Annotated in this window: 22 protein-coding genes; 17 read left to right on the forward strand and 5 right to left on the reverse strand. The window is 60.2% G+C overall.

Annotation, left to right across the window (positions count from 1 at the left end):
• Positions 1-11: 11 nt before the first annotated feature.
• The 4 genes from VGC33_RS13655 to VGC33_RS13670 form a co-directional block, all read right to left on the reverse strand.
• The gene (locus VGC33_RS13655) at positions 12-785 is read right to left on the reverse strand and encodes an SDR family NAD(P)-dependent oxidoreductase (RefSeq protein WP_331121309.1); all 774 of its coding nucleotides are present in this window, start codon (positions 783-785) and stop codon (positions 12-14) included.
• Entirely contained in the window at positions 782-2,509 is a 1,728-nt protein-coding gene (locus VGC33_RS13660) for an FAD-dependent oxidoreductase (RefSeq protein ID WP_331121310.1), read from the reverse strand. The genes VGC33_RS13655 and VGC33_RS13660 overlap by 4 nt, the downstream gene beginning before the upstream one ends.
• A 10-nt stretch (positions 2,510-2,519) precedes the next feature.
• Positions 2,520-3,416 carry an ABC transporter substrate-binding protein gene (locus tag VGC33_RS13665; RefSeq protein ID WP_331121311.1) on the reverse strand — a complete coding sequence of 299 codons (897 nt, stop codon included), beginning with the start codon at positions 3,414-3,416 and terminating at the stop codon, positions 2,520-2,522.
• A gap of 341 nt (positions 3,417-3,757) precedes the next feature.
• Positions 3,758-4,093 carry a DUF2002 family protein gene (locus VGC33_RS13670; RefSeq protein WP_331121312.1) on the reverse strand — a complete coding sequence of 112 codons (336 nt, stop codon included), beginning with the start codon at positions 4,091-4,093 and terminating at the stop codon, positions 3,758-3,760.
• 272 nt (positions 4,094-4,365) lie between these two features.
• Here VGC33_RS13670 and VGC33_RS13675 point away from each other — a divergent pair, with 272 nt between their 5' ends.
• From VGC33_RS13675 to mprA, 13 genes are all read left to right on the forward strand, one after another.
• On the forward strand, positions 4,366-4,680 hold the full coding sequence (locus tag VGC33_RS13675; protein ID WP_331121313.1) for an ElaB/YgaM/YqjD family protein: 315 nt from the start codon (positions 4,366-4,368) through the stop codon (positions 4,678-4,680).
• A 332-nt stretch (positions 4,681-5,012) separates the two neighbouring features.
• Complete coding sequence (gene nrdH / locus VGC33_RS13680; RefSeq protein WP_331121314.1) at positions 5,013-5,255, forward strand: glutaredoxin-like protein NrdH; 243 nt, start codon at positions 5,013-5,015, stop codon at positions 5,253-5,255.
• Positions 5,256-5,262: 7 nt separating this feature from the next.
• Positions 5,263-5,676, forward strand: coding sequence for a class Ib ribonucleoside-diphosphate reductase assembly flavoprotein NrdI (nrdI, locus tag VGC33_RS13685; protein ID WP_331121315.1), 414 nt, complete (start codon positions 5,263-5,265; stop codon positions 5,674-5,676).
• On the forward strand, positions 5,658-7,808 hold the full coding sequence (nrdE, locus tag VGC33_RS13690; protein ID WP_331121316.1) for a class 1b ribonucleoside-diphosphate reductase subunit alpha: 2,151 nt from the start codon (positions 5,658-5,660) through the stop codon (positions 7,806-7,808). Before nrdI ends, nrdE begins: the two co-directional genes overlap by 19 nt.
• Positions 7,809-7,828: 20 nt before the next feature.
• Positions 7,829-8,800: a class 1b ribonucleoside-diphosphate reductase subunit beta gene (gene nrdF, locus VGC33_RS13695; RefSeq protein ID WP_331121317.1), complete on the forward strand. Its 972-nt coding sequence runs from the start codon at positions 7,829-7,831 to the stop codon at positions 8,798-8,800.
• A gap of 153 nt (positions 8,801-8,953) precedes the next feature.
• Positions 8,954-9,190, forward strand: coding sequence for a hypothetical protein (locus VGC33_RS13700; protein WP_331121318.1), 237 nt, complete (start codon positions 8,954-8,956; stop codon positions 9,188-9,190).
• Positions 9,191-9,277: 87 nt separating this feature from the next.
• Positions 9,278-10,480: a glycine betaine/L-proline ABC transporter ATP-binding protein ProV gene (gene proV / locus VGC33_RS13705; RefSeq protein WP_331121319.1), complete on the forward strand. Its 1,203-nt coding sequence runs from the start codon at positions 9,278-9,280 to the stop codon at positions 10,478-10,480.
• A complete protein-coding gene (gene proW, locus VGC33_RS13710; RefSeq protein WP_331121320.1) occupies positions 10,473-11,603 on the forward strand; it encodes a glycine betaine/L-proline ABC transporter permease ProW in 1,131 nt (376 codons plus the stop codon). Before proV ends, proW begins: the two co-directional genes overlap by 8 nt.
• Positions 11,604-11,683: 80 nt before the next feature.
• Positions 11,684-12,685: a glycine betaine/L-proline ABC transporter substrate-binding protein ProX gene (gene proX / locus VGC33_RS13715; RefSeq protein ID WP_331121321.1), complete on the forward strand. Its 1,002-nt coding sequence runs from the start codon at positions 11,684-11,686 to the stop codon at positions 12,683-12,685.
• Between the two features lie 126 nt (positions 12,686-12,811).
• Entirely contained in the window at positions 12,812-14,011 is a 1,200-nt protein-coding gene (locus VGC33_RS13720; protein ID WP_331121322.1) for an MFS transporter, read from the forward strand.
• A 13-nt stretch (positions 14,012-14,024) separates the two neighbouring features.
• Complete coding sequence (locus VGC33_RS13725; protein ID WP_331121323.1) at positions 14,025-14,738, forward strand: AzlC family ABC transporter permease; 714 nt, start codon at positions 14,025-14,027, stop codon at positions 14,736-14,738.
• Positions 14,739-15,074, forward strand: coding sequence for an L-valine transporter subunit YgaH (gene ygaH, locus VGC33_RS13730; RefSeq protein ID WP_331121324.1), 336 nt, complete (start codon positions 14,739-14,741; stop codon positions 15,072-15,074).
• A gap of 94 nt (positions 15,075-15,168) precedes the next feature.
• Positions 15,169-15,687, forward strand: a complete 519-nt coding sequence (gene mprA, locus VGC33_RS13735) for a transcriptional repressor MprA (protein WP_331121325.1) — start codon at positions 15,169-15,171, stop codon at positions 15,685-15,687.
• A 122-nt stretch (positions 15,688-15,809) separates the two neighbouring features.
• Here mprA and VGC33_RS13740 read toward each other — a convergent pair whose 3' ends face one another.
• Complete coding sequence (locus VGC33_RS13740; RefSeq protein ID WP_331121326.1) at positions 15,810-16,958, reverse strand: tRNA/rRNA methyltransferase; 1,149 nt, start codon at positions 16,956-16,958, stop codon at positions 15,810-15,812.
• 222 nt (positions 16,959-17,180) lie between these two features.
• Between VGC33_RS13740 and trxC the strand changes: the two genes are divergently transcribed.
• The 4 genes from trxC to pssA all read left to right on the forward strand — a co-directional run bounded on the left by trxC (position 17,181) and on the right by pssA (position 22,698).
• Positions 17,181-17,618 carry a thioredoxin TrxC gene (gene trxC, locus VGC33_RS13745; protein ID WP_331121327.1) on the forward strand — a complete coding sequence of 146 codons (438 nt, stop codon included), beginning with the start codon at positions 17,181-17,183 and terminating at the stop codon, positions 17,616-17,618.
• Positions 17,619-17,783: 165 nt separating this feature from the next.
• Entirely contained in the window at positions 17,784-18,491 is a 708-nt protein-coding gene (locus VGC33_RS13750) for a tRNA-uridine aminocarboxypropyltransferase (protein WP_331121328.1), read from the forward strand.
• Between the two features lie 42 nt (positions 18,492-18,533).
• Positions 18,534-21,206 carry a bifunctional acetate--CoA ligase family protein/GNAT family N-acetyltransferase gene (locus VGC33_RS13755; protein ID WP_331121329.1) on the forward strand — a complete coding sequence of 891 codons (2,673 nt, stop codon included), beginning with the start codon at positions 18,534-18,536 and terminating at the stop codon, positions 21,204-21,206.
• A gap of 136 nt (positions 21,207-21,342) precedes the next feature.
• A complete protein-coding gene (pssA, locus tag VGC33_RS13760; protein WP_331121330.1) occupies positions 21,343-22,698 on the forward strand; it encodes a CDP-diacylglycerol--serine O-phosphatidyltransferase in 1,356 nt (451 codons plus the stop codon).
• Positions 22,699-22,988: the final 290 nt, after the last annotated feature.

Consider the following 22,988-nt stretch of genomic DNA (forward strand, 5'->3'; position numbering starts at 1 on the left):
TGCTGCCCTCGTTATCTCGTCATATACCAGGTACACAACCCGCCGCCGTCCACCACCAGCATCTGGCCGGTGGTGTACGCGGCGCCGGGGGAGAGCAGATAGCTTACCGCCGCGGCCACTTCCTCCGGCAGTCCGGCGCGCCGCAGCGGCAGGCGCGCAACCTCGGCGGCCAACTGCGGTTCACGCCGTTGCCAATCGTCGTCGGCGGACCTTACCGGCCCGGGACTGACGCCGTTGACCCGGATACCGTGGTCCGCCCATTCCACCGCCATCTGCCGGGTCAGGTTGACCACCGCCGCCTTGCTTGGACCGAAGGCGCCGGCGCCGGGATAGCAGCGATGGGCCGACGCCCCGGCAATATTCACGATGGCGCCCCCGCCGGCGGCGCGCATGATTTTCGCCACCTCGGTTCCCACCACAAAACAGCCGGTCAGGTTAATGTCCACCACCCGGCGCCATGCGCCGTCGTCCAGGCTGAGCAAATCGCCGGCGGCGACGGCGCCGGCGTTATTCACCAGCATATCAAGGGCGCCGAAGTCGGCGACGATCTCCGCCACCCGGGCGCCAACCGCGCCGCGATCGGTGATATCGCCGTAATAAGCCCGCGCCTGGCGTCCGGTCTGGCGGATCTCCGCCACCAGCCGTTCGCCCGATTGCCGATCTTCCCTGAGCAGCAATGCAATATTGACGCCAGATCGGGCGAGCGCCAGGGAAACGGCGCGGCCGATGCCTTTTGAACCGCCGGTGACCAGGGCGGTTGGCGCGGCGATGATGTCGGGTATCATGACGGCTCCGTTGGGGTTTTGGCCGCGGGAGCGATGCCCGCGGCAGGTGGAAAATCCTCGGCGCGCGCCGGGCCGTCGGCCAGGGTCCGCCCGCAGATATAACCCCAGGTCAGGTTAGGCCCAAGCGTGGTGCCGGCGCCGACGGCCCGCGTGCCGATGGGATTGGCCATGGCCACGCCGGCGCAGAACAGCCCGGGGATAACATGGCCGTCGAGGTGCACAACCCGGCCGAATTCGTCGGTGCGCGGGCCGCCTTTGGTGGCGGTGAAGCTGCGGTTAAACGGCACGGCGATAAACGGCGCCCGCCGGATAGGCGACAGGCCGCCGTGAAAGCGCCGATCGCCGCGCCCATGGCCGGCGGCCAAATGCCGCTGAAAATCCTCATCCACCCCGCGCGGGCAAAACGCGTTAAAACGCGCCACGGTTTCCTCGAGCGACGCCGGCGGTATACCGAGCTTTGCCGCCAGGGCGCCGATACTGTTGGCACGGCGCATCCATCCCCGGCGGCGCAAGGCGCAGGCCAGCAGGATTGGCGCGCGCCACAGCAGGCGGGCATCGGCAATCAGCCAGGCGGGAAGATGACGCGGCAATCCGCCCGGTTCATCGCGCGCATCCAGCGCCTCGCCGAGGTTAAAGGCAAACTCATTGGTAAAACGCCGCCCCTGCCGGTTAACCAGGATAGCGTTGGGCTCGTAGTGGAAAAACACCGACAGGCCGTAGGGCCGCCCTTCGTAGCGGGTCGGCAGCGATCCGCTCATATTGGCTTGATCCATATGCGCCAGCCGGGCGCCGACCGCCTGGGCCATGCGATGGCCGTCGCCCTCGTTGGTGCGCGGGCTGGAAATGGCGTCAAACGGCCCGGGAAAATGCGCCGCGCGCCGCAGCGCGTCCCATTCAAAGCCGCCGCTGGCCAGCACCACGCCGCGCCGGGCCGCAATCCGTGTCAGACGGCCGTCACGGCTGAACCAGGCGCCCGTGACCGTACCGCCCTCATCGGTTATCAAATCCACCACCCGCGCCGAGGCTTCAATCCGGCATCCCTGGGCCAGGCAACCGGCCAGCAGCCCGGTAATCAGCGCCGCGCCCTTGGTGCGGGTACGGGTTACGCCGCGCCACAGCAGCCGGGGAGCCAGCTTGAGCGCCACCCGGAACGGATGATGGTAGATATCCTCGCCGATGACTTCCTGATAGGTATAGACCTGCGGCAGCGGAGAGCGCCTGACCGGCCAGCGCCCTTTGCCCAGCACGCCGGCGCGCAGCGGATCGGGCGTCAGCATCCGGCCGAACGCCTTGGCGCCGGCGCAATCCATCAGCGGATCCGCCTCCGGCGTCAGGGAAAAACGCAGTGGGGTATGGGTTTCCAGAAAGCGCAGCATCTCGGGCGCGGCGTGCGCAAACCGCGCCCACAGCCGGTCTTCGCCGGCGCGCCAGCCCGCGGGCGCGGCGGCGCGCAGGTACTCCAGCGCCTGCTCGGGGCTATCCTCGACGCCCTGGGCCAGGGCGTGATGGTTAGCGGGCACCCACACCGCGCCGCCCGACATGGCCGTGGTGCCGCCCAGAACGGCGGCTTTTTCCACAATCAGCACCGCCAGTCCCGCCGCCGCCGCGCAGAGCGCCGCGCTTAACGCCGCGCCGCCGGACCCCACCACCAGCACGTCGCAACTGAGCTGGCTGTCGGCAACCGGGGCCGGGCGCCCCCCGGTCTGTTCATCTGGCCGCATCATCGGTGCGCGCTTATTGCATCGGGCGGGTGGTGAACAGGTTAATGCCCGGCTGTTCCAGCATCACGGGTTCCAAATCCCATTTTTTCATGATGCGGGCGTATTCGCCGTTCGACCACAGTACTTTAAGCGCGCCAAGCAGCGCCTGGGCCAGTTGCTGGTTATCCGGCCTGACCACGATGCCCAGATAATATTTCGGCATCAGCGGCATGGTGACGGTGCGGATCGGCCGGGGAGCCACTTTTTTGATTTCAGCGGCCGCGGCGGCGTCGTTCAGGACAAAATCAATACGCCCGGCGTACAGCGCCAGCAGCACGGCGTCCGCCGACGGCAGCGTGGTCACCTTAATCGCCGGTTTATTGTTCTTGGTACAGTTGGGCGAAAAAATATCGCTGATGGCGTGTTCAAAATCGGTGCCCGACTGCACGCCGACCTTCAGGCCGCAAAGCGATAACGGATCGTTGACGATGCTTTTGTTGCTGGCCAGGGTATAAACTTCATTGGTGGCATATGCATAGTTGACAAATGTAACCTGTTTTTCACGTTCCAGGCTGTCGGAAATACACTCCATCGCCATATCATAGCGGCCGCTCTTGACGCCGGGGATAAGCCCGGCGAAGTCGATGGAGACCGGGTTGATACCCACCCCCAGTACTTTACCGATGGCGTTCCACAAATCCGGCTCAAACCCCACCATGGTTTTATTATCATCGGCAAACACTTCGCACGGCGGATAATGGGCATCGGTAACCAGGTTAATCACGCCCTGGGTTTTAACCTTGTCCGGCAGCTGCGCGTGCAGGGCGGGGTCCATGGCGACGGGCGCCGCGTCCTCGGCGCACGCCGCGCCGCCCAGAGTCAGACCGGCGCACAGCACTAGAGCGTGGAGCAGGGATGGTGTCATTCTCATGCTTGAAATACTCCTGAAACGTCTTTATCTGGTAAACCCGATGATCTGGGCGTAAGCGCCGGCAGACGGTGATAACGCCTGCGGCGACGGCCGGCCGTGGTAGCGTACCGATAGGGGGGAAGTTGCAACTAGCGTGCCATTAATTAACTAATCAATTAATTAACTGAATAATGGCGGGATCCCGGCGCGCGGGCTGTCCTGACAACGTGGAAAATGCTGGAAAAATGACCTATGAAAGTGCAGATGTTGCAATTTTTCATCATGGTAGTGCGCGGCCACCGGCGGCCGAAGGCGTGAACAATCGCCGGTATGGCGCGGTAATCCCACCGGGAAGGGGCAGGCTAATTAAACATTTTCTGCAAATAGCGGGTTAAGGAGGCACGGGAAGAAAAACCATGGGGGATGCCGTAGTGGCTGTCGGGCTTACCGTCCGGATCGGAGGGAAAAACCTGGTAATTGTCGCTGGAGCGTACCGGCGACGTCGGGGCGGCGAACAGGCTGCTTTTATCGCGCAGCCCGGGATGAACAACCAGGGCGGTCCGGCCCAGTTTAGCCTCCCGATTCACATAGACATAATGGTGACCTTTACGGTAACCGTAACATTGTCGGGTGATATAATCTCTTTCGAATCCGGAGTTTTCCAGAACGCGAGCGACTTCATCGGGTCTTAAATACATTATTTGTCCTCTCTTCAGTCACAGTGAAGTGATCCCAGCTAATGTAATCAGTTAAGCGGCCGGCCAGTAGACGCGGCGCGCGTTTTCGGATTAATCCAAAAACCGTTGCCTCACGGGCCGGGGCAACCCGCGCGACCGCGCCCGGACGGCCGTCGCGCTTGTTCCGGCGCCTTTCGCCCGGCGCCGCGGCGGCGCCCCGACGGCCGCCACGGCGGCAGGAACGGCGTGAATAGTCTACAGTTAATTCATCATTAGCCAAAAGGGAGAGACAAATGTTTACGAAAGCTGAAAAAGACGATCTGCAACGGGATGTTAAGGACGATGTTTCTCTGTTAGCCGATACGTTGGATGAACTGCTGAGCACGTCCGAAAAAACCACTAAAGAACAACTGGACGCCCTGCGCAGTAAAGCCAAGGATGTATTGAAGGACGCGCGCGCCCGTGCCGGCGGCACCAGCCGTATCGGCCAGTATGCCCGCGATACCGCCATCCAGACCAAAAATTATGTGGTCGAAAAACCCTGGCAGAGCCTGGGCATTACCACCGCGGTCGGTATTGTGCTTGGCGTGCTGCTGTCGCGCCGATAATCACCGACGGACGTCGGCGCGGGTGACCGGGCATACCGATGTGTTGATTATCGACTGCCATTGTCAGGACTGATTTCACGGAATCAAGTTATTTACCCTAAACGCCGACCCGCAACGCCATTGTTAAAGCCCGCGCCCCGCAAGGAGCGCGGGCTTTTTATCATCAGCGCCCCGCCCTTGCGTGAAAAATCGCCGCAATATCCCATATATTGTATGGTTGATAAAAATAATATCTACATATAGTATTAGTTACAGGCAACCCAACCCACCGGACCATCGCCGCCAGGACGATAACAGCACGATAATCTTAATGCGTAAGGGGAATACGAATCATGACTATTATTATTTACACTAAACCGGAGTGCGTCCAATGTCACGCCACCTGTCGTGCGCTGGACAAAAAAGGCATCAGCTATCAGTTGGTGGATCTGGGTCTGGCGGCCAACGGCCAGGCGCTGGCACACGTGAAAGCGTTAGGCTATCGGCAGGTGCCGGTGGTGCAGACGCCCAGCGAGCACTGGAGCGGCTTCAGGCTGGACAAAATCAACCTGCTTGCCGCCGCCCTGGCGTCGTGAGCCGATGATGTCATCACCGGCACCGCTGCTGGTGTACTTTTCCAGCAGCTCGGAAAATACGCACCGTTTTGTCGACAAGCTGACGCTGCCGGCGCTGCGCATTCCCCTGGCGACCAGCCAGAAATTGAAGGTGGATCGGCCCTATATCCTGATAGTGCCCAGCTATGGCGGCGGCAGCGAGCACGGCGCCGTGCCGCCCCAGGCGATCCGCTTTCTTAATGATGCAACCAACCGTTCCTGGCTCCGAGGCGTTATCGGTGCCGGCAATCGTAATTTTGGCGCAGCCTTCTGTCTGGCGGGCGATATTATCGCCAGGAAATGCCGGGTACCGTTCCTCGACCGCGTCGAGTTACTGGGCACGGCGGAAGACGTGGCGCGGGTACGTATGGGAGTAACCACATTTTGGCAACAGCAGAACTGAACCTCACCCAACCCGGCCCGGTGCTGGCGGATTACCACGCCCTGAACGCCATGCTCAATCTGTATGACGAGCACGGCAACATTCAGTTCGATAAGGACCGGCAGGCGGTCGACCGTTATTTCGAACAGCACGTGCTGCCCAATACCCGGCAGTTTCCCTCCCTTCAGGCCCGTCTGCGCTGCCTGGTGGATGAGGGTTATTACGAAGCCCGGGTGCTGGCGCCCTATTCCCAGGACAGCCTCGATGCCTTGTTCCGCCAGGCCGAGGCGCGTCGGTTCCGTTTCCAGACGTTTATGGGCGCGCTGAAATTCTATACCAGCTATACCCTGAAATCGTTTGACGGCAAACAGTATCTGGAGCGCTTCGAGGATCGGGTGTGCATGGTGGCGCTGACGCTTGCCGCCGGCGACGTCCCGCTGGCCTCCAAACTGGTGGATGAAATGCTGTCGGGCCGCTTCCAGCCCGCGACACCCACCTTCCTCAACTGCGGCAAACAGCAGCGCGGAGAATATGTTTCCTGCTTCCTGCTGCGCATCGAGGATAATATGGAATCCATCGGCCGCTCGGTCAACGCGGCGCTGCAGCTGTCCAAACGCGGCGGCGGCGTGGCGTTTATGCTTACCAACCTGCGCGAAGCCGGGGCGCCGATCAAACGTATCGAAAACCAGTCGTCCGGGGTCATCCCGGTAATGAAAATGCTGGAGGATGCTTTTTCCTACGCCAACCAGCTTGGCGCGCGCCAGGGCGCCGGCGCCGTTTACCTGCATGCCCATCATCCGGATATCATGCGTTTCCTCGATACCAAACGGGAAAACGCCGATGAAAAAATCCGCATCAAGACCCTGTCGCTGGGCGTGGTCATTCCGGATGTCACCTTCGAACTGGCGCGCGACAATAAACCGATGTACCTGTTCTCGCCCTACGACGTCGAGCGGATCTACGGCCAGCCCTTTTCGCAGCTTTGCATCAGCGAAAAATACCATGAAATGGCGGCCGACCCGCGTATTCGCAAAACCAGTATCGACGCCCGGCAATTTTTCCAGACGCTGGCGGAAATCCAGTTTGAGTCGGGCTACCCGTATATGGTGTTCGAGGATACGGTAAACCGCGCCAACGCCATCAAGGGCCGCATCAACATGAGCAATCTGTGCTCGGAAATTTTGCAGGTCAACAGCGCCACCGAATATAATGAAGACCTCAGCTACCGGCGGGTAGGCCATGATATCTCCTGCAACCTGGGCTCGCTGAATATTGCCCGCGCCATGGACGAACCGGACCTGGGCAATACGGTGGAAACCGCCGTGCGCGCCTTGACCGCCGTCTCCGATATGAGCCGGATCAATTCAGTGCCCTCCATCGTCAAAGGCAACGACGCGTCCCATGCCATCGGCCTTGGGCAAATGAACCTGCACGGCTACCTGGCCCGCGAGCATATTTATTACGGCTCGGAGGAAGGCATTGATTTTACCGATATGTATTTTTACGCCGTGACCTACCACGCGGTGCGGGCGTCCAACCGCCTGGCTCTCGAACGGGGCGTGACTTTCGCGGGTTTTGCCGACTCCCGCTATGCCAGCGGCGACTACTTCGCGCCCTACGTTGAGCAGCAATGGCGACCTAAAACCGAGCGGGTGCGGACGCTGTTCTCCCGGGCCGGCATTGCCCTGCCCACCCGCGAGGACTGGCTGGCGCTGCGCGCGTCGGTAATGGCGCACGGGCTTTATAACCAGAATTTGCAGGCGGTGCCGCCCACCGGCTCCATTTCTTATATCAATCATTCCACCTCCAGCATTCATCCCATTGTCTCGCGCATCGAGATCCGTAAAGAAGGTAAAACCGGCCGGGTCTATTATCCGGCGCCCTTTATGGACAACGATAACCTGCGCTATTACCAGGACGCTTATGAAATCGGACCGGAAAAAATTATCGATACCTACGCCGCCGCCACGCGCCATGTGGATCAGGGTCTGTCGCTGACGCTGTTTTTTCGCGATACCGCCACCACCCGCGATATCAACAAGGCGCAGATTTATGCCTGGAAAAAAGGCATCAAGACGCTGTACTACATCCGTATCCGCCAGCTGGCGCTGGAAGGCACCGAAGTTGCCGGCTGCGTGTCGTGCGCGCTGTAAAGGTAAAGGAGACTATCACCATGACCACCGCTCATCCGATATCCCGCGTCCAGGCGGTAAACTGGAACCGAATTGAAGACGATAAGGATCTGGAAGTCTGGAACCGCCTGACCGCGAATTTCTGGCTACCGGAGAAATTACCGCTGTCCAATGATATCCCTTCCTGGTCGACATTATCCAGGCAGGAACAGGAGCTGACCATTCGGGTATTTACCGGTCTGACATTGCTGGATACGGTACAAAATACCGTCGGCGCGCCGGCATTAATGGCCGATGCGGTTACCCCGCACGAGGAAGCGGTATTCTCCAATATCAGCTTTATGGAAGCGGTGCATGCGCGCTCCTACAGTTCGATATTTTCCACCCTGTGCGCCATGCCGGAGGTGGATGAGGCATATCGCTGGAGCGAGCAAAATGACGCCCTGCAAAATAAGGCGGCCATCATTTTACGCCATTATCGCCATGACGATCCGCTGAAGAAAAAAGTCGCCAGCGTATTCTTGGAATCCTTTTTGTTTTATTCCGGTTTTTACCTGCCGATGTATTATTCCAGCCGGGCAAAACTGACCAATACCGCCGACCTGATCCGGTTAATTATCCGTGATGAAGCGGTGCATGGTTATTATATCGGCTATAAATTCCAGCGCGCGCTGGAGCGGGAAACGCCCGAGCGGCGCGCGCATATCAAGTCCTTTACCTACGACCTGCTGCAGGACTTATACGAAAACGAACTGCTCTATAGCGCCCAGTTGTACGACGGCGTCGGCTGGACCGGGGATGTCACGGCGTTTTTGCACTACAATGCCAATAAGGCCTTGATGAACCTGGGTTATGAGGCGCTATTTCCGGCATCCATGACCAATGTCAACGCCGAAATCCTGTCCGCGCTGTCGCCCAATGCCGATGAAAATCACGACTTTTTCTCCGGCTCGGGGTCGTCCTACGTCATGGGCCGCGCGGTCAATACCGAGGACGAAGACTGGGCCTTTTGAATACCCCGGCGGGGGGGCGCTATTTTCCCCGCCAAGGGCTATATTATCCGCGTTGATGATGGATTATTTAAATCATTCTTTTTCATAGATTGTCTCCCGCCGCAATATAGTTAATTCCTTCTGAACAGACATCTATTTCAACGCTGTGCGCCGATGAGCAGTTGCCCTGGCGGCATCGTTATCCACGGCGTCATCAGGCGCATTAGCCGCGACAGTATTTACCCCATTATTCTGGTGGGTTACATTCTTTTCGCAACCGGCAATGAAAATAAAAAAATTTACACGACGGATTATTCCCCTAAACCCTTGCCCCGTTTAGCCCTTTGGGCCGAAATGCGCACGTCTTTGCGGCAGGATATTCCGCTGCTTAATGGATTAGGGGTTGCCTAAAACGCCAAGTATGTTAGGGTATACAGCGTTTTTATTTTGGCAGGACCTTGAACATATTAGAAAACCATACGGGAACTTGATAATTGCATGGCTGTTAAATTAGAAGTAAAGAACCTATATAAAATATTCGGCGAACATCCCGAGCGGGCATTTAAGCTGATACAGGCAGGGCATGATAAGGATAATATATTCGCCAAGACCGGTCTGACGGTGGGCGTGAAAGATGCCAGTCTGGCCATTGAAGAAGGCGAGATCTTCGTCATCATGGGGTTGTCCGGATCCGGTAAATCCACCATGGTACGCCTTCTCAATCGTCTGATAGAACCGACGCGCGGCGAAGTGCTTATCGACGGCGTTGATATCGCCCGCATCTCCGACAGCGCCCTGCGCGAGGTGCGGCGTAAAAAAATCAGCATGGTGTTCCAGTCCTTTGCGCTGATGCCGCATCTGAACGTATTAGACAATACCGCCTTCGGCATGATGCTGGCCGGCATACCGGCGCGGGAACGCCACGCCAAGGCGCTGGAAGCCCTGGCGCAGGTGGGATTGGATCAACATGCGCTGTCATGGCCCGACGAGCTGTCCGGCGGCATGCGCCAGCGCGTCGGTCTGGCGCGCGCATTGGCCAACGATCCCGACATCCTGCTGATGGATGAGGCCTTTTCGGCGCTCGACCCGCTAATCCGCGCCGAAATGCAGGACGAACTGGTGAAGCTCCAGTCCCGCCACCAGCGCACCATCGTATTTATATCCCATGATCTTGACGAAGCGATGCGCATCGGCGACCGCATCGCCATCATGCAGGGCGGCGTGGTGGTGCAGGTGGGCACGCCGGAAGACATTCTCAATAACCCGGCCAATGACTATGTGCGCACGTTTTTTCGCGGCGTGGACGTCAGCCATGTGTTCAGCGCCAGGGACATCGCCCGGCGTCGGCCGGTAACGCTTATCCGCAAGACGCCGGGATTCGGCCCCCGTTCCGCCCTTAAGCTGCTGCAGGATGAAGACCGCGATTTCGGTTACGTGCTTGAGCGTGGGCAGAAATTTATCGGCGTGGTGTCCATCGATTCGCTCAAAGCCGCCCTGGCGGCCAGCCTTCCCCTGGAACAGGCGCTGCTCGACAGTCCCGCGCCGGTGCCCGGCGATACGCCGCTGAGCGAGCTTATTTCCACCGTCGCCCAGGCGCCCTGCGCCGTACCGGTGGTCGGCGAGGAGAATCAGTATATCGGCATTATTTCCAAAGGCATGTTGCTACAGGCACTAGACAAAGAAGGGGCGACCAATGAGTAAGCCAACCATAGATCCCTGGGGCGGCGCGGCGGCACAGTCTCATGACGTCGCGCAAAGCGCGCCCGCCAACGGCGCGGGCGCCTCCGCCGACGCCTGGGGTGCCACGGCGCCCTCCGCCACCGACGGCGCCGGCGCCGGCGCGCATACCGTCCAGCCGGGCGCCGACTGGCTCAACAGCGGCCCGGCCCCCGCGCCTGAGCATTTTAACCTGCTCGACCCGTTTCACAATACCCTGATCCCGCTCGATACCTGGGTCACCCACGGCATTGATTGGGCGGTATTGCATTTCCGGCCGCTGTTCCAGGGCATCCGGGTGCCGGTGGACTTCATCCTTGGCGGCTTCCAGCATTTGCTGCTGGGCATGCCGGCGCCGGTGGCCATATTGGTGTTCGCCCTGCTGGCCTGGCAGATGTCGAGCCTCGGCATGGGGATAGCCACCCTGGTCTCGCTGGCCATTATCGGCGCCATCGGCGCCTGGGCGCAGGCCATGGTCACGCTGGCGCTGGTGCTCACCTCACTGCTGTTTTGCGTGATAATAGGCCTGCCGCTGGGCATTTGGCTGGCGCGCAGCCAGGGCGCGGCAAAAATCATCCGCCCGTTGCTGGACGCCATGCAGACCACGCCGGCGTTCGTCTACCTGGTGCCCATCGTTATGTTGTTCGGCATCGGCAATGTGCCGGGGGTGGTGGTAACCATTATCTTCGCCCTGCCGCCGGTGGTGCGCCTGACCATCCTTGGCATCAGGCAGGTGCCGGAAGACCTGATAGAGGCCGCCGAGTCGTTCGGCTCAAGCCCCGGCCAGTTGTTGTTCAAGGTACAGCTGCCGCTGGCGATGCCGACCATTATGGCCGGGATCAACCAGACGCTGATGCTGGCGCTTTCGATGGTGGTCATCGCCTCGATGATCGCCGTAGGCGGCCTGGGCCAGATGGTGCTGCGCGGCATCGGCCGCCTGGACATGGGGCTTGCCACCATCGGCGGAGTCGGCATCGTGATCCTGGCCATCATCCTCGATCGCCTGACGCAGTCGCTCGGACGCGACGGCCGCAGCCGCGGCAACCGCCGCTGGTATGCCGCCGGTCCCCTGGGCCTGTTCACCCGCCCGTTTGCCAAAAAAGCCTGAGCCTTCGCCGGGAGCGCCGCCGCTCCCGCCCCGGCGACTGACGATTAAACAACACATAAAATCAAAGAGAAGGATATTCCATGCATAACACCGGAATCCGGGCGCTAGCGCTCACCGCGGTCCTTGCCGTCCCCACCGCTTTTGCCGCAGACCTGCCGGGCAAGGGCGTGCAGGTGCAACCCTTGCAAAGCACCATTTCCGAAGAGACGTTCCAGACGCTGCTGGTCAATAAGGCCCTGGAAAAACTGGGTTATGATGTCAAATCAAGCCGCGAAGTGGACTATAACGTCGCCTATACCTCAATTGCCTCCGGCGACGCGACCTTTATGGCGGTAAACTGGGATCCGCTGCACGCCGACCAGTATCAGGCCGCCGGCGGCGACGCCCGGTTCTACCGCCAGGGGAATTATGTCGAGGGCGCGGCCCAGGGCTATCTGATCGACAAAAAAACCGCCGATCGCTACCATATAAAAACCATCGATCAGCTAAAGGATCCCACGCTGGCTAAACTGTTCGACGCCAACGGCGACGGCAAGGCCGATTTGACCGGCTGCACCCCCGGCTGGGGATGCGAGGCGGTTATCAACCATCAGATTAAAGCCTATGGCCTGACCGACACCGTGGAGCACAACCAGGGCAACTACGCGGCCATCATTGCCGATACCCTGGCCCGCTATAAAGAAGGCAAGCCGATTCTGTATTACACCTGGACGCCTTACTGGGTCAGCGACGTGCTGGTTCCGGGACGGGATGTGGTCTGGCTGCAGGTGCCGTTCTCTTCCCTGCCCGGCAAGCAGAAGGACATCAGCACCAAACTGCCTAGCGGCGCCGACTACGGCTTCCCGGTGAACGCCATGCGTATCGTGGCCAATAAAGAGTGGGCCAAGGCCAACCCCGCCGCGGCGAAACTTTTCGCCATCATGCGCCTGCCGATAAGCGATGTGAACGCGCAGAACCTGCGAATGCATGAAGGCCAGGCGTCGCAAGCCGATATTGAACGTCACGCCAACGGCTGGATTGCCGCGCATCAGGCGGTATTCGACGGCTGGGTAAGCACCGCCGCGGCGGCCGCCGCCCGGTAATATCCGATCAAAGCGCCCGTTTATGACGCGAAAACAGCACAGGTTAAATGACGGGAGGCATTCGCCTCTCGTTTTTTCAGCGCTTATGGGGAATAATAGCCCCCCGATTGGTAAACAGACTCACCAATGAAAACAAAAACAGACCACCCAAGTTTAAGTCCGGCGCTGATTATCATCATGGCCATCGCCACCGGATTGTCGGTCGCCAGTAATTATTATGCGCAACCCCTGCTGGACACCATTGCCCAGTCGTATCATCTGTCGGTCAACCAGGCCGGATTTATCGTCACCGCCGCCCAGTTGGGCTATGCCTGCGGGTTGATGTTTATCGTCCCGCTGGGGGATAAATTCGAACGGCGCGGCATGATAGTCGTGATGACGCTGCTGGCCGCCGCCGGCATGCTGGTCACCGCCTCGGCGGGCAGCCTGTGGCTGATGATAGCGGGCACGGCGCTGACCGGTTTGTTCTCGGTCGTGGCGCAGATCCTGGTGCCGCTGGCCGCCACGCTTGCGGACCCGGCAAAACGGGGCAAGGTGGTGGGCATGATCATGACCGGCCTGCTGCTGGGCATTCTGCTGGCGCGTACCGTCGCCGGCGCCCTGGCAAGCTTCGGCGGCTGGCGCACCGTGTACTGGTTCGCCAGCGCGCTGATGGTAGTGATGGCGCTGATACTGTGGTTCGCCCTGCCGCGCTATAAACAATACTCCGATCTGAACTACCCGCAGCTGCTGGCCTCCATCCTGCGTATGTATGTCACCACCCCGGTGCTGCGCACCCGGGCGCTGATCGGCTGCGTAACCTTCGCCAGCTTCAGTAACCTGTGGACCTCCATGGCGTTCCTGCTGGCCGCGCCGCCATTTTTTTATTCCGAAGCGAAAATCGGCCTGTTCGGCCTGGCCGGCGCCGCCGGCGCCCTGGCCGCATCCCGGGCCGGGCATCTGGCGGACCGGGGCAAAGCCAAAGTCACCACCCGCTACGGCCTGCTGCTGCTCTTGGTCTCCTGGGCCTTTATCTGGTATGGCCAGCATCAGGTCATGTCGCTTATCGCCGGTATCGTGTTGCTGGATCTGGCGGTGCAGGGCGTTCATATCACCAACCAGAGCGTGATCTATCGTCGCATGCCGCAGGCGCGTAACCGCCTGACCTCCGGTTACATGACCAGCTATTTTATCGGCGGCGCCCTGGGCTCGCTGATTTCCGCCTCCGCCTATCAATCGGCCGGCTGGACCGGCGTATGCGTCGCCGGCGGGGTGCTGGGCGTGATTAACCTGCTGTTATGGTGGCGTGGACAGCATAATGAAGACAGCAGCGTAGCGGCCGCCTGAGGCTCATTCCCTGATGCATGGATCGCCGGCCACGTTCCGCGAAGGCGTCAAGGACAGCCTGCCCATCGTCATCGGCTACCTGCCGGTGGCGTTCGCCTTTGGCCTGAACGCGGTTAAGCTGGGTTTCACGCCGCTGGAAGGCATTTTTATCTCCTGCGTTATCTATGCCGGCGCCAGCCAGTTCGTGATAACCACCCTGCTCAGCGCCGGGATGTCCCTTTGGGTCGCGGCGTTAACCGTTATGGCCATGGACGTGCGCCATCTGCTGTACGGACCCGCGCTGCGGCATCGCATCCCCGGCGCCCTGTCGCGGCGCAAAACGGCGTTATGGGCCTTCGGCCTGACCGATGAGGTATTTTCCGCGGCCATCGCCAAACTGATTAAGGATAACCGCCGCTGGTCGGAAAGCTGGATGATAAGCGTCTCGGCCTGCTCCTGGCTGTCCTGGGTCATCGGCACCGCCGTCGGCGCGCTGTCGGGCCATGGCCCGCTCAACGATTACCCGGCGGTGGAGGCCGCGCTGTCCTTTATGCTGCCGGCATTGTTCCTGAGCTTCCTGCTGGCGTCGTTCCAGCGCCGGCAGAGCCTGGTGCTGGCGGCGTCGCTTGCCGGCGCGCTGGCCGGGCTGTTGCTGCTGTCGATTCCGGTGGCGATCCTGGCCGGCATCGGCGGCGGGTGCCTGGGCGCGTTGCTGGGTCCGGCGCGCGCCGCCGGTGAGGGGGACTAGATGAACACCAGCGTCATTATCATCGGTTTGGTGGTCGGCGCGGCAAATTATCTGTTCCGCTATCTGCCGCTGCGTTTGGGCGCCGGGCGCCGGCCAGCGGGCGCCGCCGGCGCCTGGGCCGGACGTTTGCTGGACGGTATCGGATTGGCTTCCATCTGCGCGCTGCTGGTGGTCTCCAGCGTGCCCGAGGTGCTGCGGGAGCCGGGTAAACTGGTGCCGACCCTGGCGGGTTTCCTGGTATTGATCATCTGTTTTTACCGAACCCGCAGCATTGTCCTCGCCACCCTGGGCGGCGCGCTGTGTTTTGGCTTGGTGTTCAAATTACTCATGCCCTAATCTATAGCTATCTAAACTTTTCATGTCGACAATATTTACATGAGTGATTACATTAGTTATTATATCTATAGTAACTAATGAGGCATAAATTATCATGGACAGCTCCTTCACCCCCATCGAGCAAATGTTGGCGCAGCGCGCCCGGCAGCGCCCCGAGTTTCCCTATCAGGAAATCCTGCTGACCCGGCTTTGCATGCATATGCAGGGCAAACTGCTGGAAAACAGAAACCGCATGCTGAAAGCCCAGGGTATCAATGAAACGCTTTTTATGGCCCTGCTTACCCTGGAGTCCCAGGAAAATCACAGTATCCAGCCCTCTGAGCTGAGTTCCGCGCTGGGATCCTCGCGCACCAACGCCACGCGCATCGCGGATGAGCTGGAAAAACGGGGCTGGATTGTGCGCAAAGAGAGTGAAAACGATCGTCGCTGCCTGCATTTGCAACTGACCGATGCCGGCGAAGACTTTCTCAACAATCTCCTGCCGCCGCAGCATAAGTGCCTGGTATCTTTATGGTCTACGCTCAATAGCGACGAGCAAAAGCAGCTTGAAACGCTGACGCGCAAGCTGCTGACCAAGCTGGATGAATTGATTGTTGAAGACGAAATAGCCTGACCGGTACGAGCGCGCGTTCGGGGCTCAGGTCGGAATAAGCCTCCGCGCGGGCCGGCGCCTTTGGCGACCCCGTCCCTGCGCGCTGTGTTTTATTTTTCTCGCCCATCAGTCCCGCCGCAAACTCAGGCGTGACTTTGCCGCCACCACTCCGCCAGCAGTATGCCGGTGGCCACCGATACATTCAGGCTTTCCACCCGTCCGGTACCGCCGATTGAAATCGCCAGATCCGCCTGTTTCACTATGGCATCGGACAACCCCGCCCGTTCCTGGCCTATCACCAGCACCATCTTCGCCGGCATATTGACCTTGCCGAGCGACGCGCCCTTATGGCTCGAGGTGGTGACGATGGTGTAACCCGCCTGGCGGAAAAGATCCAAATCGCTGAATAAATCGTCGGTATGAATGGAGCTGATATGCTCCGCGCCGCCTTCGGCGGTACGCACCGCCGCGCCGGACTCCAGCGCCGCGCTGTCGCTTGTCATCACGCCTTTCACGCCAAAATGCGCGCAGCTGCGCAGCATTGCGCCGAGATTGTGGGGATTGGACACATCCTCCAGCGCCAGCACGCAATCTTTATCCAGTGCCTTGTCAAGATAAGTGCCGGCATCCAGGCCGATGCGCTTTTTAATCAGGAAACAGACGCCGCCGTGGTGATCGGTGCCGGACGCCAGCGCCAGTTCTTCCTCTTCCACCACATGGTAGGCCTTACGGTTGGCCGCCATCCAGCGCAGGGCATCGCGAAAACGCGGCGTTACGGATTGCACAAACCAGGCGCGCACAATGGAATCAGGACGGCTTTTGAATAAGGCCTGGCAGGCGTTTTCACCATAGACGCGGGTTTCTTCCGCCCGCTGGCGCCGCAGCTGTTCAGGATCAATCAGGCTTTTGCCGCTGATGCCGCCGTGATCGGCCACCGCCGGCGTATCGTCATTTTGATACATTTTCTTCCATGGGGAGTCCGGCGCGGTGGACGGCCGATCCCGGCGGGGCGCATCACCGCGAGGCGCATCATCGCGACGGGCATCGCCGCGAGGCGCATCGCCGCGACGGGCATCACCGCGGGGCGCGTCGCCGCGGCGGGCATCACCGCGGGGCGCATCGCCGCGACGGGCATCGCCACGGGGCGCATCGCCGCGGCGGGCATCGCCACGGGGCGCGTCGCCGCGGCCCGACTGGGGTGGACGAGAAGGACGACGAGGCTGCTCTTCTTCCTCTTTGCGCACATACATAACACGGACCTTGCCGTTTTTACCTTTTAATGAATCGCTCATCTGTCTCTCCACCCGAGTGCTGGGCGCGAAGATTACCCGATCTGGTCTTTTTTAGCTACCGGATAGCGGTAAAAGCCAGCAACTATCGAAGCCATCGGATAAATCATTTTGTGCCTTCCCGTTTATTTAACCATACTTCAGAACAATATTTCGATAAAGCGTGGATCCCATCGCCCGGCCGCCCCGTTGCCGGTTTAACCTCCACCCATAAGAGGCAATTGTATGAATACAGTTTGTGCATCCTGTCTGGCCACCAATCGACTGCCGGAACAAAAGGTCCACGACGGCGCAAAATGCGGTCGCTGCGGCGAGGCGCTGCTGGACGGCAAAGTGGTTCACGCCACCACCGACTCCCTTGATAAACTGCTGCAAGACGATTTGCCGGTGGTGGTCGACTTCTGGGCGCCCTGGTGCGGTCCGTGCGTGGGCTTCGCGCCGATTTTTGAAGCGGTCGCCGACGAGCGCCGAGGGTCGGTGCGTTTCCTCAAAGTGAATACCGAAGCGGAACCCCAGCTAAGCACCCGCTTCGGCATCCGTAGCATTCCCACCATTATGGTGTTCAGGCACGGCAAGATGGTGGACTCGCTGCACGGCGCCATGCCCAAAGGGCCGTTTGAGGAATGGCTGGACGAGGGACTGGCCATTCCGAGCCCCTCTTAACCGGGCGTCGTTATGGCCACCCGCCCGTATTGTGGCGGCGAGTGGCCATAACGCCCAACCACAATACGCTCAACCACAATGCGCCCCCCGGCAGTCACGCCGGCAAATAATAGTCCGCTTTCCCCGCCCGCTCCGGTAAACTCTCTCTTTTATTTCGGGCATCCCATGACATACAACGCCGTGCTGGCGCTACGCCAATATCGCCTCGATCGCGCCACCCGGCCCTACCGCGCGCGCGGTTGCCGCGTCGTGCGCTGCGAGCAATGCCTGCTGCCGCGGCCCGTCTGCCTGTGCGATCGCATCATCCCCATGACGTCGGTGAGCCGTTTTTGCCTAATCATGTTTGACTCCGAGCCTCTGAAACCCAGCAATACCGGGCGTCTGATTGCCGATATCCTGCCCGATACCCAGGCATTCCTCTGGTCGCGCACCGAACCGGATACGGCGCTGTTGTCCGCGATTGCCGATCCGGCACGCCAGCCTTATGTGGTATTTCCGGCGCAGAATGTCGCCCCGGACCGGCGCGTGGTGACGCAAATCGATGCCCAGGGCAGGCCGCCGCTGTTTATCCTGCTCGACGGCACCTGGTCCGAGGCCGGCAAGATGTTCCGCAAAAGCCCCTATCTGACGGGTTTTCCCATCATATCCCTTAATCTGGACACGGTCTCCGCGTACCGCCTGCGCGAATCGCACGGCGAAGGACAGCATTGCACCGCCGAGGTGGCCGCCACCCTGCTGCGACAGACGGGAGACGACGCCGCGGCGGACAGCCTGGGCGCGCACTTTGCGCTGTTCCGCAGCCGTTACCTATTGGGTAAATCGCACCATAACAGCGTGCAAATATCCCCCGCCATCACAACACCCCGGATTTAAAAGGCTTACACTTATCGCAGGCGGCTGGATAGGAGACCACCGATGAGTCAACGAGGTTTGGAAGCGCTGCTAAGGCCAAAATCCATCGCCGTGCTGGGGGCGTCCGACAAGCCGGGCCGGGCCGGATACCTGATGATGCGTAATCTGCTGGACGGCGGTTTCGGCGGCCCGATCCTGCCGGTAACGCCGCGCTATCCGGCGGTATGCGGCGTTTTGAGCTATCCGGATGTGGCGAGCCTGCCCCTGGCGCCGGACCTGGCGGTCCTGTGCACCCGCGCCAGCCGTAATCCCGCCTTGCTCGACGATCTTGGCAAGCTCGGTTGCAAAACGGCGATCATCCTTTCCTCGCCCCCGGCCCAGTTCGCCGAGCTGAAAGCCTGCGCCGCCCGCCAGGGCATGCGCCTGCTCGGGCCGAACAGCCTGGGCGTGCTGGCGCCATGGCAGGGCCTGAACGCCAGTTTTTCGCCGGTGCCCATCCATAAGGGCAAGCTGGCGTTTATCTCCCAATCCGCCGCGGTATCCAATACCGTGCTGGACTGGGCGCAACAGCGTGAAATCGGATTCTCCTATTTTATCGCGCTTGGCGACAGCATTGATATCGACGTGGACGACGTGCTCGATTTCCTGGCGCGCGACGGCAAGACCAGCGCCATTTTGCTGCACCTCGAGCATCTTAGCGACGCCAGGCGTTTTCTTTCGGCCGCCCGGGGCGCCGCGCGCAACAAGCCCATTCTGGTGATCAAAAGCGGGCGCAGCCCGCAGGCGCAGCGGCTGCTTAACTATCCCCAGGGCAGGGATGCCGCCTACGATGCCGCCATCCAGCGCGCCGGGCTGCTGCGGGTGCGCGATACCCACGAACTATTTTCCGCGGTGGAAACCTTAAGCCACATGCGCCCGCTGCGCGGCGAGCGGCTGATGATCGTCAGCAACGGCATTGCCCCGGCCGCCCTGGCGCTGGATGAACTGCTCAGCCGCCACGGCAAGCTGGCCACCTTGGGCACGGCGACCCGCCAGGCCCTGCGGTCGGTATTGCCGGACGGCCTCACCCTATCCAACCCGCTCGATCTGGCGGACGACGCCACCCCGGCCCGCTATCGCGCCGCCCTGGCGGCGCTGCTCGACAGCAGCGACTACGATGCGCTGCTGATAATCCACGCTCCCAGCGCCGCCGCCCCCAGCAGCGAAACGGCGCAGCAGGTTATCGAGCTGGCAAGGCTTCATCCCCGCGGCAGGCAGGTCACCCTGCTGACCAACTGGAGCGGAGAATTTTCCTCCCGGGAGGCCAGGCGCCTGTTCACCGAGGCGGGATTACCCACCTATCGCACTCCGGAAGGCGTGGTCACCGCCTTTATGCATATGGCGGAATACCGGCGCAATCAAAAGCAACTGATGGAAACCCCGGCTCTGCCGCTGGGCCTGACGGTGGATACCGCCCAGGCGCACTCCCTGATCCGCCGGGCTTTGGACCAGGGCATAACCCGCCTGGCCACCCATGAGGTGCGCCCCATAATCGAGGCCTATGGCCTCACCACCCTGCCCACCTGGATTGCCGGCGACAGCGCCGAGGCCGTTGCCGTTGCCGATCGTATCGGTTATCCGGTGGCGCTGAAGCTGCGTTCGCCGGACATCCCCCATAAGTCCGTGGTCCAGGGCGTGATGCTGTCGCTGCGCAATGCGCGCGAAGTGGCGCAGGCGGCCAACGCCATGACGGAACGCGTGGCGCAGGCCTTTCCCCAGGCGCGCATCGAGGGCATGTTGGTTCAAAGCATGGCCAGCCGGGCCGGCACCCAGGAACTGCGCATCGTGGTCGAACAGGATCCGGTGTTCGGCCCGCTGATCCTGCTGGGTGAAAGCGAACATGAATGGCGGCAGGCCGACCAGATGGCGGTAGCCCTGCCGCCGCTTAATATGACGCTGGCGCAGAATATGGTGCGCCAGGGGCTGAAAAAAGGCGCCATCCGCACCCACCGCCCCCTGTATTCACTGGATATCATCGCCTTAAGCCGCCTGCTGGTGCAGGTCTCCAACCTGTTGCTGGATTGCCCGGAAATCGTCCACCTGGATATTCATCCGCTGCTGGCATGCGGCGGCGAAATGACGGTACTGGATGTCAGCCTTACGCTTGCCGAATGCCAGGGCGATCCAGAGGCGCGGCTGGCGATCCGTCCCTATCCGCAGGCGCTGGAATCCGTGGTAACGCTGAAAAACGGCGAACAATGCCTGTTCAGGCCCATCCTGCCGGAGGACGAGCCGCTGCTGAAACAGTTTATCTCCGAGGTCACGCCGGAGGATCTTTATTATCGTTACTTCAGTGAGATCACGGAATTTACCCATGAAGATTTGGCTTATATGACCCAAATCGACTACGATCGAGAAATGGCGTTTGTGGCGGTGAAACAAAACGGCGCGGATAATACCATTATCGGCGTCACACGCGCCTATTCCGACCCGGACAATATCGAGGCCGAGTTTTCGGTGCTGGTCAGGTCCGATTTGAAAAAAATAGGCTTAGGCCGCCTGCTGCTGGAAAAAACGATCGCCTACGCCCGCGATCACGGGCTCAGGCGCTTGAACGCCATTACCATGCCCAGCAATCACGGCATGATCTCCCTGGCGAAAAAACTGGGGTTTAGCGTCGAGCTGCAGTTGGAAGACGGTATTGTCGCGCTATCGTTGTCGCTTGCGGACGCGCCCCGGCAACCACCGGCGGACTAACCTCACGCGCGCATCAACCTGCGGCGAAACATGGCCACAACGGCGAAAAGTAATGTTATTATGGCCGATTCCGCACATTTGTGTTTTTGCATATGGTCATTCCACCATACGATGACAAGAGAAGAAGCGCACTGTGATGTTGTCAAACTTTAGACGTACCAAACACCAACAACACCTTGCACAACTGCCCAAAATTCCACAGACGGTTGCTGACGTACAAACGCTGTACAGTCCTGAAGAGTTCCGTATCGCCCTGCTTAACGCCATTGCAGGCGCCAGGAAGCGTATTTATCTGGTGGCGCTGTATCTAGAGCAGGATGAGGGTGGCCAGGCCGTGCTCTCGGCTCTGTATCGCGCCAGCGAGCTGCGGCCGGAGCTTGATATCTGTGTGCTGGTGGACTGGCATCGCGCGCAGCGCGGGCGTATCGGCGCGGCGGCGGTAAACACCAATGCCGACTGGTATTGTCGCATGGCGCAAGACCATCCCGGCGCGGCGGTGCCGGTGTACGGCGTACCGGTCAATACCCGCGAGGCCTTGGGCGTGCTGCATCTGAAAGGCTTTATTATTGATGACACCGTCATCTACAGCGGCGCCAGCCTGAACGACGTCTACCTGCACCAGTTGGATAAATACCGCTACGATCGTTATCAACTGATATACAACCCCCCGCTGGCCGAATGCATGCTGGATTATATCAAACGGCACCTGCTGACGGCATCCGCGGTGAATCGGCTGGATAATCCCGATCGGCCCAAAAGCATCGAAATCAAAAACGATACGCGCATGTTTCGCCAATCGCTACGCGATGCTGATTATGCCTGCAGCGGCTCGGCCGGCGACGATACGTTGACCATCACCCCCCTGGTGGGATTAGGCAAGCAAAGCCCGCTTAATAAAACCATCCATCACCTGATGTCGTGTGCCGGCAGCAAACTGACCTTATGTACCCCCTATTTTAATATGCCGGCGCTGCTGGTGCGTAATATCATCTCCCTGCTGCGCCAGAACAGGCAGGTTGAGATTATTGTCGGCGATAAAACGGCCAATGATTTTTATATTCCCGAGGATCAGCCGTTTAAGATTATCGGCGCTTTGCCCTATCTTTATGAAATCAACCTGCGCCGTTTTCTCGGACGGTTGCAGCGTTATGTGGACAATGGGCAACTGGTGGTCAGGTTATGGAAAGACAGCGATAATACCTATCACCTGAAGGGTATGTGGGTAGACGACGAGTGGCAGTTATTGACCGGTAATAACCTCAACCCCCGCGCCTGGCGCCTGGACCTGGAAAATGCGCTGTTAATCCACGATCCCAAGGGTGAGCTGCGTGTGCAGCGCGAGCACGAACTGGGGCTTATCCGTGCCCACACCCAGGTGGTAACGCATTACACCGAGCTACAGGGTATCGGCGATTATCCGGTAAAAGTGCGCAAGCTTATTCGCCGCTTACGGCGAATCCGCATCGATCGCCTTATTAGCCGCATTCTATAGACCAGCCCTTTCGGCATACTTATATTTACCCGCATGATGGTGATTTGTTACCGGCGGCATGCTTAACCTGGCCCGCCGGATCAAGACCGGCGCCATCTGTACAGGGGTTGCCGCCGTATTCGCCGGCCGACGGTTTTAATCCTTTGGAATGCGGCATGCCAAAAAGCTCCGGACAGCTATTGCACACCTTGAGCCACCCTGCCCGGCGCGTGAGCCTTGTTCTGCCGCTGATATTTTGCAGCGCCTGCGCCCATATGGCGCAGGACAGCTGGACCGGGCGCGATAAAACA

Origin of the sequence: Acerihabitans sp. (genome assembly GCF_036398755.1) — a bacterium.
In the GTDB taxonomy this organism is placed as follows: domain Bacteria; phylum Pseudomonadota; class Gammaproteobacteria; order Enterobacterales; family Enterobacteriaceae; genus Acerihabitans.

What these genes read in the sequence shown, in the direction of transcription:
- VGC33_RS13670 (WP_331121312.1), bottom strand. Translation starts at nt 4,093, where the DNA reads ATGTATTTAAGACCCGATGAAGTCGCTCGCGTTCTGGAAAACTCCGGA.
- mprA (WP_331121325.1), top strand. Translation starts at nt 15,169, where the DNA reads ATGGACAGCTCCTTCACCCCCATCGAGCAAATGTTGGCGCAGCGCGCC.
- VGC33_RS13725 (WP_331121323.1), top strand. Translation starts at nt 14,025, where the DNA reads ATGCATGGATCGCCGGCCACGTTCCGCGAAGGCGTCAAGGACAGCCTG.
- proW (WP_331121320.1), top strand. Translation starts at nt 10,473, where the DNA reads ATGAGTAAGCCAACCATAGATCCCTGGGGCGGCGCGGCGGCACAGTCT.
- VGC33_RS13750 (WP_331121328.1), top strand. Translation starts at nt 17,784, where the DNA reads ATGACATACAACGCCGTGCTGGCGCTACGCCAATATCGCCTCGATCGC.
- proV (WP_331121319.1), top strand. Translation starts at nt 9,278, where the DNA reads ATGGCTGTTAAATTAGAAGTAAAGAACCTATATAAAATATTCGGCGAA.
- VGC33_RS13655 (WP_331121309.1), bottom strand. Translation starts at nt 785, where the DNA reads ATGATACCCGACATCATCGCCGCGCCAACCGCCCTGGTCACCGGCGGT.
- nrdF (WP_331121317.1), top strand. Translation starts at nt 7,829, where the DNA reads ATGACCACCGCTCATCCGATATCCCGCGTCCAGGCGGTAAACTGGAAC.
- VGC33_RS13755 (WP_331121329.1), top strand. Translation starts at nt 18,534, where the DNA reads ATGAGTCAACGAGGTTTGGAAGCGCTGCTAAGGCCAAAATCCATCGCC.
- VGC33_RS13665 (WP_331121311.1), bottom strand. Translation starts at nt 3,416, where the DNA reads ATGAGAATGACACCATCCCTGCTCCACGCTCTAGTGCTGTGCGCCGGT.
- proX (WP_331121321.1), top strand. Translation starts at nt 11,684, where the DNA reads ATGCATAACACCGGAATCCGGGCGCTAGCGCTCACCGCGGTCCTTGCC.
- pssA (WP_331121330.1), top strand. Translation starts at nt 21,343, where the DNA reads ATGTTGTCAAACTTTAGACGTACCAAACACCAACAACACCTTGCACAA.
- trxC (WP_331121327.1), top strand. Translation starts at nt 17,181, where the DNA reads ATGAATACAGTTTGTGCATCCTGTCTGGCCACCAATCGACTGCCGGAA.
- nrdH (WP_331121314.1), top strand. Translation starts at nt 5,013, where the DNA reads ATGACTATTATTATTTACACTAAACCGGAGTGCGTCCAATGTCACGCC.
- VGC33_RS13675 (WP_331121313.1), top strand. Translation starts at nt 4,366, where the DNA reads ATGTTTACGAAAGCTGAAAAAGACGATCTGCAACGGGATGTTAAGGAC.
- nrdI (WP_331121315.1), top strand. Translation starts at nt 5,263, where the DNA reads ATGTCATCACCGGCACCGCTGCTGGTGTACTTTTCCAGCAGCTCGGAA.
- VGC33_RS13700 (WP_331121318.1), top strand. Translation starts at nt 8,954, where the DNA reads ATGAGCAGTTGCCCTGGCGGCATCGTTATCCACGGCGTCATCAGGCGC.
- ygaH (WP_331121324.1), top strand. Translation starts at nt 14,739, where the DNA reads ATGAACACCAGCGTCATTATCATCGGTTTGGTGGTCGGCGCGGCAAAT.
- VGC33_RS13720 (WP_331121322.1), top strand. Translation starts at nt 12,812, where the DNA reads ATGAAAACAAAAACAGACCACCCAAGTTTAAGTCCGGCGCTGATTATC.
- VGC33_RS13660 (WP_331121310.1), bottom strand. Translation starts at nt 2,509, where the DNA reads ATGATGCGGCCAGATGAACAGACCGGGGGGCGCCCGGCCCCGGTTGCC.
- VGC33_RS13740 (WP_331121326.1), bottom strand. Translation starts at nt 16,958, where the DNA reads ATGAGCGATTCATTAAAAGGTAAAAACGGCAAGGTCCGTGTTATGTAT.